Raw genomic sequence first — 17,702 nt, 5'->3', positions numbered from 1 at the left:
GGCGCCGATGGCAAGCCGTGATCGGCCAAAGCAAACTAAAGTGAAAGCACGACACTCCCATGCAATGCAGCCCTTGAAGGCGTCAACAGAGGTCATCATGAAAATCCGTGAACTCGCCCAGCACTGGGAACAGAATGCCGCCGGTACCCTCAGCCCCACGGGCCATGTCCTGCACCTGGACCTTGAGTCAGAAGCGCGCCTGGCCGCGCTGATCGACATGTACCCCAAGCGCACCGCCGAGGAACTGCTCGGTGAACTGGTCGCGGCAGCCCTCGAGGAACTGGAAGCCAGCTTCCCCTATGTGCAGGGCCGCCAGGTCATCGCCACCGACGAGGAAGGCGACCCGCTGTACGAGGACATCGGCCCTACTCCGCGCTTCCTGTCACTGTCGCGACAGCATCTGCAAACTCTGAGCAACCCTGCAGCCGACAGCGAGAAGTAACCCGCCACCTCACCGTTCCGGGCCTGATAAGGCCCGGAATACCGCTGCATCCCACAAAAGTTCCAGGCCAATCGCACTGACCGATCAGTCAGAAATAGTTGTCCGCTCGGGATGATTTTTTCTGAACTATCCGAAAAACGCGTCAGTCACAGCCAATAGCCATCACGCTAAAACCCTGCACACCTGCCGTTGTGCACCGTTGAGCTGAAGCGCGCGCACGTGTCAGGGAACGAGCGATGGACTGCTACGGACAATGTCGTAAACAGGAGTGAACCAATGGAACTGACCACCAAGAACACCCGCATCTACAAACCCTCATCCACTCATGTGCGCGGGTTCAAGCTGGCAGCACTGGCCCTGGGCAGCAGTTTGGTCCTGGCCGGCTGTGCCGGCAACCCGCCCACCGAGCAGTATGCAGTCACCCAGTCCGCCGTGAACTCCGCCGTCAGCGCTGGCGGCACCGAGTTCGCCGCCGTGGAAATGAAAGCGGCCCAGGACAAGTTCAAGCAGGCCGAGATCGCCATGCACGACAAGAAGTACGACGACGCCAGGCGCCTGGCCGAACAGGCCGAATGGGACGCCCGCCTCGCCGAACGCAAAGCCCAGGCGGCCAAGGCCCAGAAGGCCGTGCAGGATGCCCGCGAGGGCGTTCAGGACGTACGTGAGGAAGGCCTGCGCAGCGCTCAGTGAGCCCTGCCCCGCCCACCTCGGCCTTCGCAAACGATCAAAGGATGAACACTATGCGCAACTACGTCATGATTCCCGCCCTGCTGGCCCTGAGCGTCGGTCTTGCTGCCTGCTCGCACGACCCTAATGCCAACCTCGAATCGGCCCGCACCAACTTCTCCTCGCTGCAGAGCGACCCGCAATCGAGCAAGGTTGCGGCGCTGGAGACCAAGGACGCCCAGGACTGGCTGAACAAGGCCGACAAGGCCTACATGGACCGTGAAGACGAGCAGAAGGTCGACCAGTTGGCCTACCTGACCAACCAGCGCGTCGAGGTGGCCAAGCAGACCATCGCCCTGCGCACCGCCGAAGGTGAACTGAAAAACGCCTCGGCCCAGCGCGCCCAGGCCAAGCTGGACGCCCGCGACGCACAGATCGCCAAGCTGCAGGACAGCCTCAACGCCAAGCAGACCGACCGCGGCACGCTGGTCACCTTTGGTGATGTGCTGTTCGACTTCAACAAGGCCGAACTCAAAAGCAACGCCTACCCGAACGTCACCAAGCTGGCGCAGTTCCTCCAGGAAAACCCGGAGCGCAAGGTGATCGTCGAGGGTTATACCGACAGCGTAGGCTCGGCCAACTACAACCAGACCCTCTCCGAACGTCGCGCCAACAGCGTGCGCATGGCACTGGTACGTGCCGGCGTCGACCCGGCACGCATCGTCGCCCAGGGCTATGGCAAGGAGTACCCGGTAGCGGACAACTCGAGCAATTCGGGGCGTGCGCAGAACCGTCGGGTGGAGGTGACCATCTCCAACGACAACCAGCCGGTAGCGCCGCGCTCGGTGAGCCAGGTACAGCAGTAAGACTGGCTAGCTGAACTGACAAGCCCCGCGATCGAAGCGGGGCTTTCTTTTGCCTGTACTGGCCCTTTCGCGGCTGAAGCCGCTCCCACAGGGACCGCGTACAGCCCCGACCCTGTGGGAGCGGCTTCAGCCGCGAAAGGGCCAGTACAGGCAACAAGATCGAGGCTCACTGCACCTGCTGCGGGGTTTCCTCACCCATGCAACGCACCGCGCGCTTGCGGTTGTCCACCAGCACCCCTGTCAGGCCTTTCTGCTGAGTATCGAACAGCACCAGCACACCATCCACGCACTGGGCCACTTGGGCTGCCGGGTCCAGCGAGACCTTGTAGTCCTCGCCGGGGAGGGTCTTGAGCATGGTGAAGTCCTGCAGCAACAGGGCATCTTCGGGCTTGGCGAAATGTAGGTAACCGTAGTACCACAAGGCCCCAACCGTCACGATGATGCTACCGACACCAGTCAGGATCAGCGGGATGGCGTTGCGTTCTTCACTCATTGCTTGTTCTTCTCGTCAGGGTAATTGGGCACTTCGGCCAGCCGCCGCAGGCCGTTGAAATGGCTGGGGTCGTCGAGGAAGCGCAGCATCACCTGGCGCCAGGTCGGGTCGGCGAAGGTCTGCACGTGGCCGCCACGGGTAAGTTGCAGCACCCTCGGCGCTGGCGCGTGCTGGTACAGGCGGATGCCGTTGTCCATCGGCACCAGGGTGTCGTCGATGCTGTGGAAGAACAGCTTGGGCGGGCTGCTCAGTTGCTCGATCGAGCGGATCGCGCTATCGCCGTCCGGCACCAGCCACGACAGCGGCACCTGCAGCGGCCAAGTCATCCACGAGGTGCTGAGGGCAAAGCGCCCGACCGCACGGTAACTGGCCGGCACCCCATCGAACACCAGGGCACTGAAACGCTGGCGCTGCTCCGGGTGGGCCGCCAGGTAGTGAATGGCCATGGCCCCGCCAAGGCTCTGCCCCAGCAGTACCAGCGGCTTGCCCTTGACCTCCGGCGCCTGGTCCAGCCAGGCCATGGCCGCGGCGATGTCCTGGTACACCTCCGGCAGGCTCGGCTCGCCCTGCGACAGGCCATAGCCGCGGTAATCGATCATCAACACCTGGTAGCCCTGCTCCGGCAGCCAGTAGCTGCCGCCCAGGTGCCCGGGCAGGTTGCCGCCATTGCCGTGCAGGTGCAGCACCGTACCCTTGACCTCGACCCCGGCCTTGGCCGGCAACCACCAGCCATGCAGGCGGATGCCATCAGCAGTGGTCAGGGTGACATCGCGGTACTCGAGCCTGGCCCGCTCGGGCGTGAACGCCTGGCCACGCTCGGGGTAGAAGAGCAGGCTGCTGCAACCGCCCAGGCCCAGCAGGATCAAACCCAGGGCCAGCAGGCGGCAGCACTCAGAGAATGTTCGCGTAATCGGCTTCAATGCGATCCAGGCTCAGGTGGTTGAGGAAGTTGGAGAAGCACATCCAGGCCGACAGCGCGTTGAGGTCGCGGAACTGCTCGGGCAGGTACTTGGGCGGCTCGACCAGGCCTTCCTCGACCAACTGTCGCAGGGTACGCATGTCTTCCAGAGTGGTCTTGCCACAGAACAGCAACGGGATCTGTTCGAGCTTGCCCTTCTTCACGGCCAACTGAATGTAGTTGTAAACCATGATGAAGCCTTTGAGGTAGGACAAGTCCTTGGTAAATGGCAGCCCATTGGGCACCGACCCGCGGAACACGCGGCTGGCGTTGCTGTAGCTCTGCGCCATCTCGAACCCCTGTTCGCGGAAGAAGTTGTAGACCTGCATGAAATCGGCTCCCTCCTCGACCATGTGGATGGCGCGGGTGCGGTTGGTGAGCTTGCGCAGGCGGCTGGGGTAGGAGGCGAAGGCGATCACCTCCATGAGGATGGCCAGGCCTTCCTGGGTCACCGTCGACGAGGGCGGGCCCTTGGCCAGGAAGGTACAGATCGGCTGGTTCAGGCCGTTGAGCGTGGTGCCGACATGCACCAGCCCTTCGTGCACCTCCAGCGCGCGCACGTCACGGGAGTTGAACATGGCGTCGGCACGCACCTTGATGTAGTCGGCCCCGGCCGCGGCATCGGCGACGATGCCGTCGGATTCGAATACACGGATGGTTTCCTCGGCCTCGCCGAACACCTTGTTCAGCCGGTGCTGGAGGATTTCCACGGCCTCCTTGGCGGTAAGGTTTTTCGGCTCGTCCTTGAGGTCGCCACGGCCATCGATGTTGTTCAGGTAGTCCGACAGCATCAGGCCGAGGTCGGCCAGGGTCGGGTCACCAGCGTGGAAGGCATCGGAGGCAGCGCCGTACAGCTCCTGGGAGATCAGGCCGAAATCCTCGGTGCCACGCGCTTCGAGCATGCGCACCACCATGCGGTATTCGCGGCACATGCGCTTCATGATCTGCCCGACCGGGTTGAACTGGCCGAGCTGGCGAATGATGTCGCGTTCGATGCCCTGGAACTCGGCCTTGACCGCGCTGGAATCGAACGCCAGCGGGCGCGACTGGTAGTAGGCACGGTCGACGGCCGGCGGCTCCTTGCCCTTGGCCTTGAGGAAGCCCTGGCGGATGTTGTCGTCCCACTTCACCGCGTCCAGAACCCGGATCGGGGTCTGTGCCGCAACGATGCGGTCGGACAGGGCGCGGATGGTTTGCTGGTATTCGTCCACCGGGGACTCCTTTCTAGTACAAGAAACCTGTACCGGCCTCTTCGCGGCTAAAGCCGCTCCCACAGGTACTGCATCAGGCTCAAAACCGGTGCGGTCCCTGTGGGAGCGGCTTCAGCCGCGAAGAAGCCAGCACGGTCATATGCCGGAGCGCTGGAACCGCGCCACTTCAACGAACAGGTCGGAGTTGGCCGGGTCGTCCAGGTAGGCCAGCACCCGCGCCGAAGGGCTGTCGATCAATACGCCGTCGCCGTTGTCCTCCGGCACCTCGGTGCTGCGCCCTGTCAGTTCCTTCTTGTCCACTGCCTGCTGCACCTGTTCGACATCCAGGTTGTAGACCACCAGCTCCTTGCCATCGACGATATCGAAACCGCCGATCAGGAAGTTGCCACCCAGGCGCTTCGGCACCCCAGCCGACAGGTACCAGCGGTTGCCGTGGCGCGACACAGTGAACACGTATTCCTCCGGGGCCTTGCCCTTGGCCGTAGCCACCGCCTTGTAGGCATCACCGCCGCTACGGCTGATCACCAGCTTCAGCGGTTCGCCCCAGGCGTCCTTGCTGCTCCACTTGCCGAGCAGGGCCTTGGGCGCCGCCTGGTTGCTCGGCAAGGGCTCGTGGAAGGTCACCAGACAACCGCCCAGCAGCAGGAATGACAGAGTCAACAACACCACACGCCAGGCTTTCATCAGGTTCTCCTTGAAAAGTCGGTCTCGGCTCAGGCCGATGCCAGCACCAGCTGCAGGTATCGGCTAAGCATAGCGAGCATCTGCCCATCGGCTTGCGCGTTCGCATCCTTGAGCAGGCCCTGATATTCCATCTGCTCGATAATCGCCGTCAACATCTGGGCGTCCTGTTCCGGTTGCTGCGAGCCCACCACCTGCAGCAATTGGCGGGTGCCATGCAGCAGGATCTGCTCATGAGCGCACACCAGTTGAGCCAGACGCGGGCATAGCAGCGCCTCCTGGCGGAAGGCCTGCTCGGCCATCAGGAAGTCGCGGCGGTTCAGCAGTTGCCGCTGCACGTAGTCGGCAGTCATGCGTGCGACTTCGTCAGCCAACCGTGCCCGTGCCTGCGGGCTGCCGTCACCCTGCGCCAGCAACTGGCGCAACACCACCTCGGTATTGGCCCACAGCTTGGCCATGTAGGCGGCGCTGCGTTCGACGTACTGGGCGAAGGTATCGGTGAGCAGGTCCTCGATGTCCTTGAAGTAATAGGTGGTGGCCGACAGTGGCACACCGGCCTCGGCGGCGACGGCGCGGTGGCGCACGCCGCGTACGCCATCGCGCACGACAATGCGCATGGCGGCGTCGAGGATCAGTTGGCGACGCTGTTCGCTGCCCTGGCGGGCAGTCTTGCGGCCTTGGTATTGCACGCTTTCGGCGACGGCGGTGGCGATGCCGGCGGCGCCCTGGTGAGGCATTGCGGGTGTCACGGGGGGTACCTCATGGACAGTGTTTCGTCAGTACCGGCCTCTTCGCGGCTAAAGCCGCTCCCACAGGGACCGCACCAGCCTGAGGGTAGTGGGGTCCCTGTGGGAGCGGCTTTAGCCGCGAAGAGGCCGGTACTGACAACATAAAGCTTCAGGCAAGAAAAAGCCGCCTCGAAAGGCGGCTCGTTCAATTCACTCAGGCCTGCGGACGCATGTGAGGGAACAGGATCACGTCGCGGATCGACGGCGAGTTGGTCAGCAGCATCACCAGGCGGTCGATGCCGATGCCTTCACCTGCCGTCGGTGGCATGCCGTACTCCAGGGCGCGAACGAAGTCGGCGTCGTAGTGCATGGCTTCGTCGTCACCGGCGTCTTTTTCGGCCACCTGGGCCAGGAAGCGCTCGGCCTGGTCTTCGGCATCGTTGAGCTCGGAGTAGGCGTTGGCAATCTCGCGGCCACCGATGAACAGCTCGAAACGGTCGGTAACAGCCGGGTTGTCGTCGTTGCGGCGGGCCAGCGGCGACACTTCGAACGGGTACTCGGTGATGAAGTGCGGCTGCTCCAGCTTGTGCTCGACCAGCTCTTCGAAAATCATCACCTGCAGTTTGCCCAGGCCTTCGTGGCCCAGCACCTTGGCGCCGGCCTTTTTGGCGATCTCGCGGGCGCGGTCGACGTCCTGCAGGTCGGCGGCGGTCAGCTCGGGGTTGTACTTGAGGATCGAGTCGAATACCGACAGGCGGGCGAACGGCTCGCCAAAGTGGAACACCTTGTCGCCGTACGGCACGTCGGTAGTGCCCAGCACCAGCTGCGCCAGCTCGCGGAACAGTTCCTCGGTGAGGTCCATGTTGTCGCGGTAGTCAGCGTAGGCCTGGTAGAACTCGAGCATGGTGAATTCAGGGTTGTGACGAGTCGAAACGCCTTCGTTACGGAAGTTGCGGTTGATCTCGAACACCTTCTCGAAGCCACCAACTACCAGGCGCTTGAGGTACAGCTCCGGCGCAATACGCAGGAACATGGCCATGTCCAGGGCGTTGTGGTGGGTTTCGAACGGCTTGGCCGCGGCACCACCCGGGATGGTTTGCAGCATCGGCGTCTCGACTTCGAGGAAGTCGCGCTCGATGAGGAACTTGCGGATGTGCGAAATCACCTGCGAACGCACACGGAAGGTGTGGCGGGTTTCTTCATTGACCATCAGGTCGACGTAACGCTGGCGGTAGCGCTGCTCGGTGTCGGTCAGGCCGTGGTGCTTGTCGGGTAGCGGGCGCAGCGACTTGGTCAGCAGGCGCACGTTGGTCATTTCGACGTACAGGTCGCCCTTGCCGGAACGGGCCAGGGTACCTTCGGCGCTGATGATGTCGCCCAGGTCCCAGGTCTTGACCGCAGCCAGGGTTTCTTCGGGCAGGGTCTTGCGGTTGACGTAGACCTGAATACGGCCGGTCATGTCCTGAATGACCATGAACGAGCCGCGGTTGAGCATGATGCGGCCGGCAACCTTGACCGGAATCGCTGCAGCTTCCAGTTCTTCCTTGGTCTTGTCCGCATACTGCTTCTGCAGGTCGTTGCAGTAGCTGTCGCGACGGAAGTCATTGGGGAAGGCATTGCCCTTGGCGCGCTCGGCGGCAAGCTTTTCCTTGCGCAGGGCGATCAGGGCGTTTTCTTCCTGTTGCAGGTCTTGCGCTTCGGTCTTGAGGTCGCTCATTTCGTCATTCTTTCCATCAGGTGTTCGGTGCCCCTTTCGGGCAGGGCACGCGGTACCGGCCCAGGCCTGGTACCGCGGCGTTTGTGTGCGTTTTACAGCCCCTGCTTGAGGCTCGCTTCCAGGTACTGGTCGAGGTCGCCGTCCAGGACCTTCTGGCAGTCGCTGCGCTCGACACCGGTACGCAGGTCCTTGATACGCGAGTCATCCAGCACGTAGGAGCGGATCTGGTGGCCCCAGCCGATGTCCGACTTGCTGTCCTCCAGCGCCTGCGAGGCGGCGTTGCGCTTCTGCATTTCCAGCTCGTACAACTTGGCCCGCAGCATTTTCATGGCGGTGTCCTTGTTGGCGTGCTGAGAGCGTTCGTTCTGGCAGGCCACCACGGTGTTGGTCGGTACGTGGGTAATACGCACCGCCGAGTCGGTGGTGTTCACGTGCTGACCACCGGCACCGGAGGAACGGTAGGTGTCGATACGCAGGTCGGCCGGGTTGATCTCGATCTCGACCTTGTCGTCGATCTCAGGCGACACGAACACCGCGGAGAACGAGGTGTGGCGACGGGCACCGGAGTCGAACGGGCTCTTGCGCACCAGGCGGTGCACGCCGATTTCGGTGCGCAGCCAGCCGAAGGCGTACTCGCCCTTGATATGCACGGTGGCGCCCTTGATACCGGCGACTTCACCTTCGGAAAGCTCGATGATGGTGGCGTCGAAACCACGCTTGTCGGCCCAGCGCAGGTACATGCGCAGCAGGATGTTGGCCCAGTCCTGCGCCTCGGTACCACCGGAGCCGGCCTGGATGTCCAGGTAGGCGTTGTTCATGTCCATCTCGCCGCTGAACATGCGACGGAACTCGAGCTGGGCCAGGGATTCTTCCAGGGCTTGCAGCTCGGTCTCGACGTCGCCTACGGCGCCTTCATCCTCTTCCTCGACGGCCATGTCGAGCAGGTCCTTGCAGTCGGACAGGCCGTTGGACAGTTTGTCCAGGGTCTCGACGACCTGCGCCAGCATGGCACGCTCGCGGCCCAGGGCCTGGGCGTACTCGGGCTTGTTCCAGACGTTGGGGTCTTCCAGCTCGCGGTTGACTTCGATCAGGCGGTCATGCTTGTGATCGTAGTCAAAGATACCCCCGAATGGACTGGGAACGCTCGGTAAGGTCCTTGATGGTGTTCAGGATCGGTTGGATTTCCATGGGCGGGCGGCTCTCGTGCGAATTCGGTGAAAAGCCTGCGAGTATAACCGAGTCCGCCGCAGGGCGGCAGACCCGCCGGGCACCCGAATGGCCGCAATTACCCGTGTAGGAGCGGCCTTGTGTCGCGATGGGGCGCGCAGCGGCCCCCGGAATTCAGCTTCGCAGCAGATACTGCAAGGGGCCGCTGCGCGCCCCATCGCGACACAAAGCCGCTCCTACAAGGGTACGGCGCAGGCTCTGTCAGGCGATGCCGACCTGGTTGCGCCCACTGTTCTTGGCTTGGTACAGACCTTTGTCCGCAGCCGAAATCAGCTGCCGGCTATGGCTGCCGATGGCCGGAGTCTGGGTGGCCAGGCCGATGCTCACGGTCAGATGCGAGTCGGCCACCGGCGCGGTGTGCGGGATGCCCAGGCCGAGCACGGTCTGGCGCAGCTTCTCGGCCACCAGGCGTGCCCCACCAGGCGAGGTGTTGGGCAATACCAGGACGAATTCCTCGCCGCCGTAGCGCGCCGGCAGGTCGGTCGGCCGCGAGCACGCGCCGCGGAGCGCCTCGGCTACCTGGCGCAAGGCCTCGTCACCGGCCAGGTGGCCAAAGCTGTCGTTGTAGGCCTTGAAGTAGTCCACGTCGATCATCAGCAGCGACAACTGCTGCTGCTCACGCATGGCCCGGCGCCACTCCAGCTCCAGGTACTCGTCGAAGTGGCGGCGGTTGGACAACCCGGTCAGGCCATCGGAATTCATCAGCCGCTGCAGCATCAGGTTGGTATCGAGCAGTTGCTGCTGGCTGACGCGCAGGGCACGGTAGGCCTCGTCGCGCTGCAGCAAGGTCAGGTAGGAACGCGAGTGATAGCGGATCCGCGCTACCAGCTCGATGGTATCCGGCAGCTTGACCAGGTAATCGTTGGCCCCGGCAGCAAAGGCTGCGCTCTTGACCAGCGGGTCTTCCTTGGTCGACAGAACGATGATCGGGATGTCCTGGGTCGCCGGGTTGTTGCGGTATTCACGCACCAAAGTCAGCCCGTCCAGGCCAGGCATGATCAGGTCCTGAAGAATCACCGTAGGCTTGATGCGCATGGCCTGGGCCACCGCCTGGTGCGGGTCGGCACAGAAGTGGAAGTCGATGTTCTCTTCGTTGGCCAGGCCACGCCGCACCGCCTCGCCGATCATGGCCTGGTCATCGACCAGCAACACCATCGCCGAGTTCTCGTTGGGGGTCGTGAAACCTTCGATCGGTAAATCATTCATACCTGTTCACCCGATCACTGCCGGCCTGGCGGCGTGATTCAATACACTTCGTCATTTTGCGAAAAATTCCATCAAGCGCCCGGCTATGCGTTCCAGCGGGCGGATTTCCACTGCGGCATCGATGGCCGCAGCGGCCTTGGGCATTCCGTACACCGCACTGCTGGCCTGGTCCTGGGCAATGGTCAGGAAGCCCTGCTGGCGCATCAGCTTCAGGCCCTGGGCACCATCGCGGCCCATGCCGGTAAGCAACACGCCCACCGCATCGCCGTTCCAATAGCGCGCCACACTCTCGAAGAACACATCGATCGAGGGCCGATAGATTTCATTGACAGGTTCGGCAGTGTAGGCCAGTTGGCCATTCTGTAGCAGGCGGATGTGGTGATTGGTGCCGGCCAGCAACACCTGCCCCGGCTGCGGCGGCTCGCCTTCACGGGCCAGACGCACCGGCAGCCCGGCTGCGCTGCTGAGCCATTCGGCCATGCCCGCGGCAAACACCTGGTCCACATGCTGGACCAGCACGATGGCTGCCGGAAAGGCCGCCGGCAGGCCCTGGAGCAATACTTCCAGCGCCGCCGGGCCGCCGGCCGACGAGCCGATCGCCACCAGGCCGCGGCGCTGGGCTGCAACCCGTACTGGCGCAGCGACCGGGCGTGCCGCCGGAGCTCGCTGCTGGCCGATCAGCCAGCTGATATTCAGAATCTTGCGCAGCAAGGGCGCTGCCGCCTCTCGCGGGTCGCCCGCCCCCAGTGCCGGCGTGTCGACCACATCGAGGGCACCATGGCCCATGGCCTCGAACACCCGGTGCACGTTCTGCTTGCGGTCGACCGTGACGATGACGATGGCGCATGGGGTTTCGGCCATGATTCGTCGGGTGGCCTCGACACCATCCATCACCGGCATGATCAGGTCCATGAGGATCAGGTCTGGCTGCAGCTCGGTGCAGCGCTGCACCGCCTCGGCACCATTGCTGGCCACCCACACCACCTGGTGCTCCGGCTCCAGGGCGACCACCCGGCGCAGCGCCTCGACGGCCATGGGCATGTCGTTGACGATGGCGATCTTCATCCCTGAGCACCTCCGATCAGCTCAACCACAGCATCCAGCAACGCATCGTCATGGAAACTGGCCTTTGCCAAATAGTAGTCGGCGCCAGCGTCCAGGCCACGCCGTCGGTCTTCCTCACGGTCCTTGTAGGACACCACCATTACCGGCAATGACTGCAGACGCTGGTCGCGGCGTACCAGGGTGACCAGCTCGATGCCGTCCATGCGCGGCATGTCGATGTCGGTGATCAGCAGGTCGAAGTCCTCGCCACGCAAGGCGTTCCAGCCGTCCATACCGTCCACAGCCACGGCCACATCGTAGCCACGGTTGCCGAGCAGCTTGCGCTGCAGTTCCCGCACGGTAAGCGAATCGTCGACCACCAGGATGCGCTGGCGCGCCGCGCCGCGGGCGCCGCTGCTGCCGCGTTCGATGCGTTCCAGGCTGCCGGTACTGAGCAATTTTTCCACCGAGCGCAGCAGGTCCTCGACATCGACGATCAGCACCACCGAGCCATCGTCGAGCAAGGCGCCGGAAGAAATGTCCTGCACCTTGCCCAACCGTGGGTCGAGCGGCATCACCACCAGCACCCGCTCGCCCACCAACCGCTCCACGGCCACGCCATACAGCTGCTCGCGCTCGCGGATCACCACCACCCGCAGGCTGCTCTCCTGCGTCTGCCCGGCCGGGCGGTTGAGCAGCTGGCTGGCCGCGACCAGGCCGATGTGCCGGCCTTCGTGCCAGAAGTGCTGGCGCCCCTCGATCTGCACGATCTCGTCGGCGCCCACTTCGAGCGTGCGTTCGATATGGGCGAGCGGGAAGGCATAGGCCTCGCCGCCCACCTCGACCACCAGGCTGCGCACCACCGACAGGGTCAGCGGCACCTGCAGGTGGAAACGGCAGCCCTGCCCGGCCAGCTGGGTCAGCTCGATCGAACCGCGCAGCTCACGGATCATGTGCTGCACCGCATCCAGGCCCACGCCGCGCCCGGACACCTCGGTGACCTTGTCGCGCAGGCTGAACCCGGGCAGGAACAGGAATGTCAGCAACTCTTCCTCGCTCATCCGCGCCACCGTGTCGGCGGGCGACAGGGCACGCTCGACAATGCTGCTGCGCAGGCGCTCGAGGTCGATGCCGGCACCGTCGTCGATCAGTTCCAGGCTGAGCATACCGGCCTGGTGCGAGGCCCGCAGGCGGATCACGCCCTCCTCCGCCTTGCCCGCCAGCAGGCGCCGCTCGGGCAGTTCGATGCCGTGGTCGACTGCGTTGCGCAACAGGTGGGTCAGCGGTGCTTCGAGTTTTTCCAGCACATCACGGTCGACCTGGGTCTTGTCCCCTTCCACCAGCAGCCGCACCGGCTTGCCCAGCGAACGGCCAAGGTCGCGCACCATGCGGCTCTGACCGGTCAGCACATCGGCAAACGGCCGCATCCGGCAAGCCAGCGCGGTGTCGTACAGCAGTTGTGCGCGCTGGCTGGCCTGCCAGCCGAACTCGTCCAGGTCGGCAGCCTGCTGCTGCAGGATCTGCTGGGTTTCCGCCAGCAGGCGCTGGGTCTGAGCCAAGGCTTCGAGCACCTCGCTGCTCTGGCCACTGTCCTCAAGTTGCATGCGCAGGCCGTCAAGCGCCTGCATACCCTGGCCATGCATGCGCTTGAGGCGCTGCAGGGTGGCCAGGTACGGCTTGAGCCGCTGGGTTTCCACCAGCGACTTGCTGGACAGGTCGAGCAGGCTGTTGAGGCGGTCGGCGGTAACCCGCAGCACCCGCTCAGTGCCTTCGCCGGTGCGCTTGCCGGCCTTGCGACGGGGAGCCAGGTCGAGCTCGGATTCCAAGGGTTCGGCAGGCAGCGGCACAGGTTCGTCCTGTGCGATTGGCACCGGTGTTTCCGGCAGCGCTGGCACGGCTGGCGGCGCCGAGGGCATGGCTGCCGGCCCCGGCTCGAGCAGGCTGGCCATTTGCGCAAGGAACACCGGCAGCGTCGCCTGGGCACCAGCATCGCCAGGCGTGGCGATGCGCATCAGCAGGTCGGTGCCCTGCAGCAGGGCGTCGATATGCTCGGCGCTCAGCCGCAGGCGGCCCTCCTGGGCGGCCACCAGGCAGTCTTCCATGACATGGGCGACGCTGACGCCAGCGTCCACCCCGACGATCCGCGCGGCGCCCTTCAGCGAGTGGGCCGCGCGCATGCAAGCCTCGAGCTGGTCGGCCTGCGTGGGATTACGCTCCAGGGCCATCAGGCCGGCGCTGAGCACCTGGGTCTGCGCTTCGGCCTCCAGGCTGAACAGCTCGAGCAACGATGCGTCGCGCATTTGCTCTGGGGTCATGACAGGCTCCGCTGTACGGCAGACAGTAGGTGTTGATCGTCCAGTACCCGCACGCTGCGGCCACGCCATTGCAGGACCGCTGCGGTGAAGCGGGAGGCGTCCTGGCCGCTGCCCAGCAGCAGCGGGTCGAGCCGGTGAATGCCGTCGATTTCCTCGACCGCCATCACCACCGGCCCACCCTCCGCGGCCAATATCAGCATGCGTGGCATCGCCCGGCCGGTACGTTGCTCGGCAGCGCTGGCCCGCACACCCAGCAGGTCGGCCAGTGACAGGCACGGCACCAGCGCACCACGCACGTTGGCCACCCCCTGCAGCACCCGCGAGCGCTGGTGCGGCAGCGAATGCACCGCCTGCAGCGGGGCAATTTCGGCCAGGCAGGCGGTGGCCAGCGCCAGCCATTCTTCGCCAAGGCGGAACAGCAGCATGGAGCGGCCGGTGTTTTCCTCGGCCGGCGACGCCACGGCAGCCTGGTGGTCCTGCATCAGCGCGTAGCGGTCGAGCAGGCGTGTGGCCGCAGCGGCATATACCTCGCAGTTGCGGCAGTGAACGTGACGTTCCAACAGCGGGCACTGCTTGTCGCCGTGCACGCCAATGCGGTTCCAGCAGTCGTCGATGTGCGCGTCTTCCTCGGCGAGCAATTGCATCGCGGATTCCTTCATCGTTCAGACTCCCGGCCGACCCGCGCGGCGCGCTCCTGCAGGCGCCGGGCACCGGCCAGGTCGCCCTGGGCCGCCAACAAGGCCGCCAGGTGCACCAGCGCCTCGGGGTGCTGCGGCTCCAGGTACAGGGCTTTGCGATAGTGGGTCAGTGCCTGCTGCGCATCGCCTTCGGTATCGCTGAGCAGCCCCAGCCAGTAGTAAACCTGCGCCGAGGGCGCGAATTGCCCCAGATAGCGCTGGCATTCGGCACGGGCCTGCTCACTGGCGCCGGCATTGGCCAGCCGGGCAATGCTGGCCAGCAACTCGCTTGGCTCCTCGCGCTTGTGCTCGCGCGCCGGCGCTGGCTTGGCGGCCACGGGCAGCACCCGCAGCGGGCGTGGCAACGCTGCGCTCGGTAACGGATAGCCCGGCCTGGCAGGTGCTGGCGACATGCGCCGCAAGGGCTGGGCCGGGGGCGTAGCCAGCGCTGCGCTATCGCCCTGCTGACGCACGTAGGCGAACGACTGGGCAATCCCCAGCGGGCGCATGCCCAATCGCGCCAGCAAGCTGCCTTCTGCCGGGCCGATGAACAGCACGCCCTGGGGGTGCAGCAAGCGCTTGAGCATTTCGAACACCCGTTGCTGGGTCGGCACGTCAAAATAGATCAGCAAGTTACGGCAGAACACGAAGTCGTACAGGCCATCGCGGCTGGCCAGCGCCGGGTCGAGCACGTTGCCCACCTGCAGGCTGACTTGCTCGCGCACCCGTTCATGCAACTGGTGGCCTTCTTCCAGGGCATCGAAGTAACGCTCGCGAAAGCCCAGGTCGCTGCCACGGAAGGCATTGCGCCCGTAAACGGCCTGCCCGGCCTTGGCCACGGAACTGGGGCTGATGTCCATGCCGTCGATCATGAACGCCCCCGGCGCGATACCCGCATCGAGCAAGGCCATGGCCAGCGAATAGGGCTCCTCGCCGGTCGAGCAAGGCAGGCTGAGCAAGCGCAGCGGGCGTGCCCCGGCCAGCTCGGCCAGGCGCTTGTGTGCCAGGCTGGCCAAGGCTGTGAAGGATTCGGGGTAACGGAAGAACCAGGTTTCCGGGACGATGACCGCTTCGATCAGTGCCTGCTGTTCATCCATCGACTGCTGCAGGTGCAGCCAGTAATCATCCAGGTCTGCGGCGTTCACGGCCACGCAACGCTGGCGCAGCGCACGCTCGACCATGGTAGCGCCCACCGACTCCACATCCAGGCCGATGCGTTCGCGCAGGAAGCGGAAAAAATGCTGTTCGTTCATGTCGGCATCCCTGTCGGATCATCCGCGTACAGCAACGCGTGCACGGTATCGGGCAACAGGTCGTTGACTTCGATGCGCTGCAGCAAACCCTGTTCATCCTGACGCACCGGGCCCAGGTACGGGGCCTCACCGCTATCCACGCCATACGGCTGGAACTCGTCGGGGTGGCATCGCAGGGTTTCGGTGGCCTGCTCCAGGATCAGGCCAAGCTGCAGGCCGCCCCGATAGTGCACCAGCACCAGGCGGGTACTGGTACGCTGCGCTGCCGGCTGGCCGAAGCTCAATGCCGCCAGGTCGACCACCGGCACCAGCAGGCCCCGGTGCGCAAGAATGCCTGCGACCCAGGCAGGCGCCTTGGCGATCGGCTTGAGCTGCTGGCGCGGCAGCACCTCGATCACCTCGTGCACGCTCAGGGCAAAGCGTTGGTCGCGGATGCGAAACTGCAGGTACAACGCCCCCTTGGCGTTGCCCGCCCGCGCGGCGCGCGGCTGCAAGTCGTTCATCGCAGTCAGACTTTGAAGCGCGACACGCCGCCACGCAGGCCTGCGGCCACCTGGCTCAGCTCATCGATGGCGAAACTGGCCTGGCGCAGCGACTCGACAGTCTGGGTACTGGCATCGCTGAGCTGGGCCAGTGCCTGGTTGATCTGCTCGGCACCGGTGGCCTGGGCCTGCATGCCTTCGTTGACCATCAGCACGCGTGGCGCCAGGGCCTGCACCTGGTGGATGATCTGGCTGAGCTGCTCGCCCACCTGCTGCACCTCGAACATGCCGCGGCGCACTTCTTCGGAGAACTTGTCCATGCCCATGACCCCGGCCGATACCGCCGACTGGATCTCGCGCACCATCTGCTCGATATCGTAGGTGGCCACGGCGGTCTGGTCGGCCAGGCGGCGCACTTCGGTGGCCACCACGGCAAAGCCGCGGCCGTACTCGCCGGCCTTTTCCGCTTCGATGGCTGCGTTTAGCGACAGCAGGTTGGTCTGGTCGGCGACCTTGACGATGGTCACCACCATCTGGGTGATGTTGCTGGCTTTTTCATTAAGGATGCCGAGCTTGGCATTGACCAGGTCGGCGGCGCCCATCACCTGGTGCATGGTTTCCTCCATGCGCGCCAGGCCCTGCTGGCCGGAGCCGGCCAGGCTGGAGGCCTGATCGGCGGCCGAGGTGACTTCGGTCATGGTACGCACCAGGTCACGCGAGGTGGCGGCGATTTCCCGCGAGGTGGCGCCGATTTCGGTGGTGGTGGCGGCCGTTTCGGTAGCGGTGGCCTGCTGTTGCTTGGAGGTGGCGGCGATTTCGGTCACCGAGGTGGTCACCTGCACCGACGAACGCTGGGCCTGGGCCACCAGGTTGGCCAGGGCCTCGGCCATTTCGTTGAAGCCGCTTTCGATGGCACCGAACTCGTCCTTGCGGTCCAGGCTCAGGCGCATGCTCAGGTCGCCCGAGCGCAGTTTGTCGAGGGCGTGGACAATACGCTGCATGGGCGCGGTGATAGCGCGCATCAGCAACAGGCCGCACACGCCTGCGGCGATGATCGCCAGCAGGAGCGAAATGATCATGCTGCCCTTGGCCGTGCTCACTGCACCGACAATCTCGTTGGTGTCGGTATCGGCGGCGGCGCGGTTGTGCTCGATCACTTCGTTGAGGTGCTTGCGGCCCTCGAGCCAGGCCGGGGTCAGCACATCGGTGATCAACCGCTGGGCTTCGGCGTAGTTGCGTTGTCGATAGGCTTCCAGCACCTGGTCGACGATCTTGAGGTAGGCGGCTTCGATCTGGGTGAAGGCGTCGAAGCGCGCCTGGTCGTCATCATCCTGAATGGTGCCCTGGTAGCTGGTCATGTGCTCCTTCAGGCGGTCCTCGAAGCTCTTGAACAGCTCTGCGTCGGCCGAGGTGAATTCGCGGTGGTTGGACAGCCCCACCAGCTGCTGGCTGGTGACGTAGCTGTCGACCCAGGCGCTGCGGATCATCGAGCTGTAGTAGAGGCCGGGAATGCTGTCGGTCCCCACTGCCTGCTCGGCGGAGGCGATGGTCACCAACCGCGAGTAGGCTGCCACGATCATCAGCAGCATGATGGCGATGATCACGGCAAAACTTGCCAGGATCCGTTGGCGCAAGGTCCAGTTCTTCACATTCAGCCCTCAGGAATTCACAACGAGCGGGAAAATCGCCGAAGTATAGCCCAGGCGCCCAGCGCTCATGCGGCTGAAATGTGGGGT

General features: G+C 64.5%; 17 protein-coding genes. 3 read left to right on the top strand and 14 right to left on the bottom strand.

Features of this window, described 5'->3' with window-relative positions:
• The first annotated feature begins 97 nt into the window (after positions 1-97).
• The 3 genes from R9B85_RS18140 (at position 98) to R9B85_RS18130 (ending at position 1,974) form a co-directional block, all read left to right on the top strand.
• A complete protein-coding gene (locus R9B85_RS18140; protein WP_207877154.1) occupies positions 98-442 on the top strand; it encodes a pilin assembly protein in 345 nt (114 codons plus the stop codon).
• Positions 443-718: 276 nt separating this feature from the next.
• Positions 719-1,132 carry a DUF4398 domain-containing protein gene (locus tag R9B85_RS18135; RefSeq protein WP_112250987.1) on the top strand — a complete coding sequence of 138 codons (414 nt, stop codon included), beginning with the start codon at positions 719-721 and terminating at the stop codon, positions 1,130-1,132.
• Positions 1,133-1,182: 50 nt separating this feature from the next.
• Positions 1,183-1,974, top strand: a complete 792-nt coding sequence (locus tag R9B85_RS18130; protein WP_207877158.1) for an OmpA family protein — start codon at positions 1,183-1,185, stop codon at positions 1,972-1,974.
• Positions 1,975-2,140: 166 nt separating this feature from the next.
• Here the strand turns inward: R9B85_RS18130 and R9B85_RS18125 are convergent, their stop codons facing one another.
• From R9B85_RS18125 to R9B85_RS18060, 14 genes are all read right to left on the bottom strand, one after another.
• The gene (locus R9B85_RS18125) at positions 2,141-2,467 is read right to left on the bottom strand and encodes a hypothetical protein (RefSeq protein ID WP_215520351.1); all 327 of its coding nucleotides are present in this window, start codon (positions 2,465-2,467) and stop codon (positions 2,141-2,143) included.
• On the bottom strand, positions 2,464-3,387 hold the full coding sequence (locus tag R9B85_RS18120; protein WP_112250982.1) for an alpha/beta hydrolase: 924 nt from the start codon (positions 3,385-3,387) through the stop codon (positions 2,464-2,466). The genes R9B85_RS18125 and R9B85_RS18120 overlap by 4 nt, the downstream gene beginning before the upstream one ends.
• Entirely contained in the window at positions 3,359-4,636 is a 1,278-nt protein-coding gene (locus R9B85_RS18115; protein ID WP_085601946.1) for a flavohemoglobin expression-modulating QEGLA motif protein, read from the bottom strand. Before R9B85_RS18115 ends, R9B85_RS18120 begins: the two co-directional genes overlap by 29 nt.
• Before the next feature lie 135 nt (positions 4,637-4,771).
• Positions 4,772-5,320 (bottom strand): hypothetical protein, encoded by a 549-nt coding sequence (locus R9B85_RS18110; RefSeq protein WP_423770420.1) that lies wholly within the window; start codon positions 5,318-5,320, stop codon positions 4,772-4,774.
• Positions 5,321-5,349: 29 nt separating this feature from the next.
• Positions 5,350-6,054, bottom strand: coding sequence for a TetR/AcrR family transcriptional regulator (locus tag R9B85_RS18105; RefSeq protein ID WP_015269162.1), 705 nt, complete (start codon positions 6,052-6,054; stop codon positions 5,350-5,352).
• Positions 6,055-6,259: 205 nt separating this feature from the next.
• Positions 6,260-7,762, bottom strand: coding sequence for a lysine--tRNA ligase (lysS, locus tag R9B85_RS18100; protein ID WP_114170942.1), 1,503 nt, complete (start codon positions 7,760-7,762; stop codon positions 6,260-6,262).
• 92 nt (positions 7,763-7,854) lie between these two features.
• A protein-coding gene (gene prfB / locus R9B85_RS18095; RefSeq protein ID WP_112250978.1) for a peptide chain release factor 2 occupies positions 7,855-8,950 on the bottom strand; the annotation gives its coding sequence in 2 pieces (ribosomal slippage) (positions 7,855-8,877 and positions 8,879-8,950; 1,095 coding nt in all).
• Positions 8,951-9,190: 240 nt separating this feature from the next.
• On the bottom strand, positions 9,191-10,195 hold the full coding sequence (wspR, locus tag R9B85_RS18090) for a Wsp signal transduction system regulator diguanylate cyclase WspR (RefSeq protein ID WP_423770419.1): 1,005 nt from the start codon (positions 10,193-10,195) through the stop codon (positions 9,191-9,193).
• A 51-nt stretch (positions 10,196-10,246) separates the two neighbouring features.
• Positions 10,247-11,260 carry a Wsp signal transduction system protein-glutamate methylesterase WspF gene (gene wspF / locus R9B85_RS18085; RefSeq protein WP_423770418.1) on the bottom strand — a complete coding sequence of 338 codons (1,014 nt, stop codon included), beginning with the start codon at positions 11,258-11,260 and terminating at the stop codon, positions 10,247-10,249.
• Positions 11,257-13,554 (bottom strand): hybrid sensor histidine kinase/response regulator, encoded by a 2,298-nt coding sequence (locus tag R9B85_RS18080; RefSeq protein WP_207877162.1) that lies wholly within the window; start codon positions 13,552-13,554, stop codon positions 11,257-11,259. Before R9B85_RS18080 ends, wspF begins: the two co-directional genes overlap by 4 nt.
• The gene (locus R9B85_RS18075) at positions 13,551-14,213 is read right to left on the bottom strand and encodes a chemotaxis protein CheW (protein ID WP_423770417.1); all 663 of its coding nucleotides are present in this window, start codon (positions 14,211-14,213) and stop codon (positions 13,551-13,553) included. Before R9B85_RS18075 ends, R9B85_RS18080 begins: the two co-directional genes overlap by 4 nt.
• A complete protein-coding gene (locus tag R9B85_RS18070) occupies positions 14,210-15,484 on the bottom strand; it encodes a CheR family methyltransferase (protein WP_112250968.1) in 1,275 nt (424 codons plus the stop codon). Before R9B85_RS18070 ends, R9B85_RS18075 begins: the two co-directional genes overlap by 4 nt.
• Positions 15,481-15,987, bottom strand: coding sequence for a chemotaxis protein CheW (locus tag R9B85_RS18065; RefSeq protein ID WP_252378616.1), 507 nt, complete (start codon positions 15,985-15,987; stop codon positions 15,481-15,483). The genes R9B85_RS18070 and R9B85_RS18065 overlap by 4 nt, the downstream gene beginning before the upstream one ends.
• A gap of 5 nt (positions 15,988-15,992) precedes the next feature.
• The gene (locus R9B85_RS18060; protein ID WP_112250964.1) at positions 15,993-17,615 is read right to left on the bottom strand and encodes a methyl-accepting chemotaxis protein; all 1,623 of its coding nucleotides are present in this window, start codon (positions 17,613-17,615) and stop codon (positions 15,993-15,995) included.
• Positions 17,616-17,702: the final 87 nt, after the last annotated feature.

Source organism: Pseudomonas sp. NLJ1, assembly GCF_049486705.1.
In the GTDB taxonomy this organism is placed as follows: Bacteria; Pseudomonadota; Gammaproteobacteria; order Pseudomonadales; family Pseudomonadaceae; genus Aquipseudomonas; species Aquipseudomonas inefficax.
The sequence above is the reverse complement of the archived record's forward strand: the minus strand, read 5'-3'. Positions and strand labels throughout refer to the sequence as shown.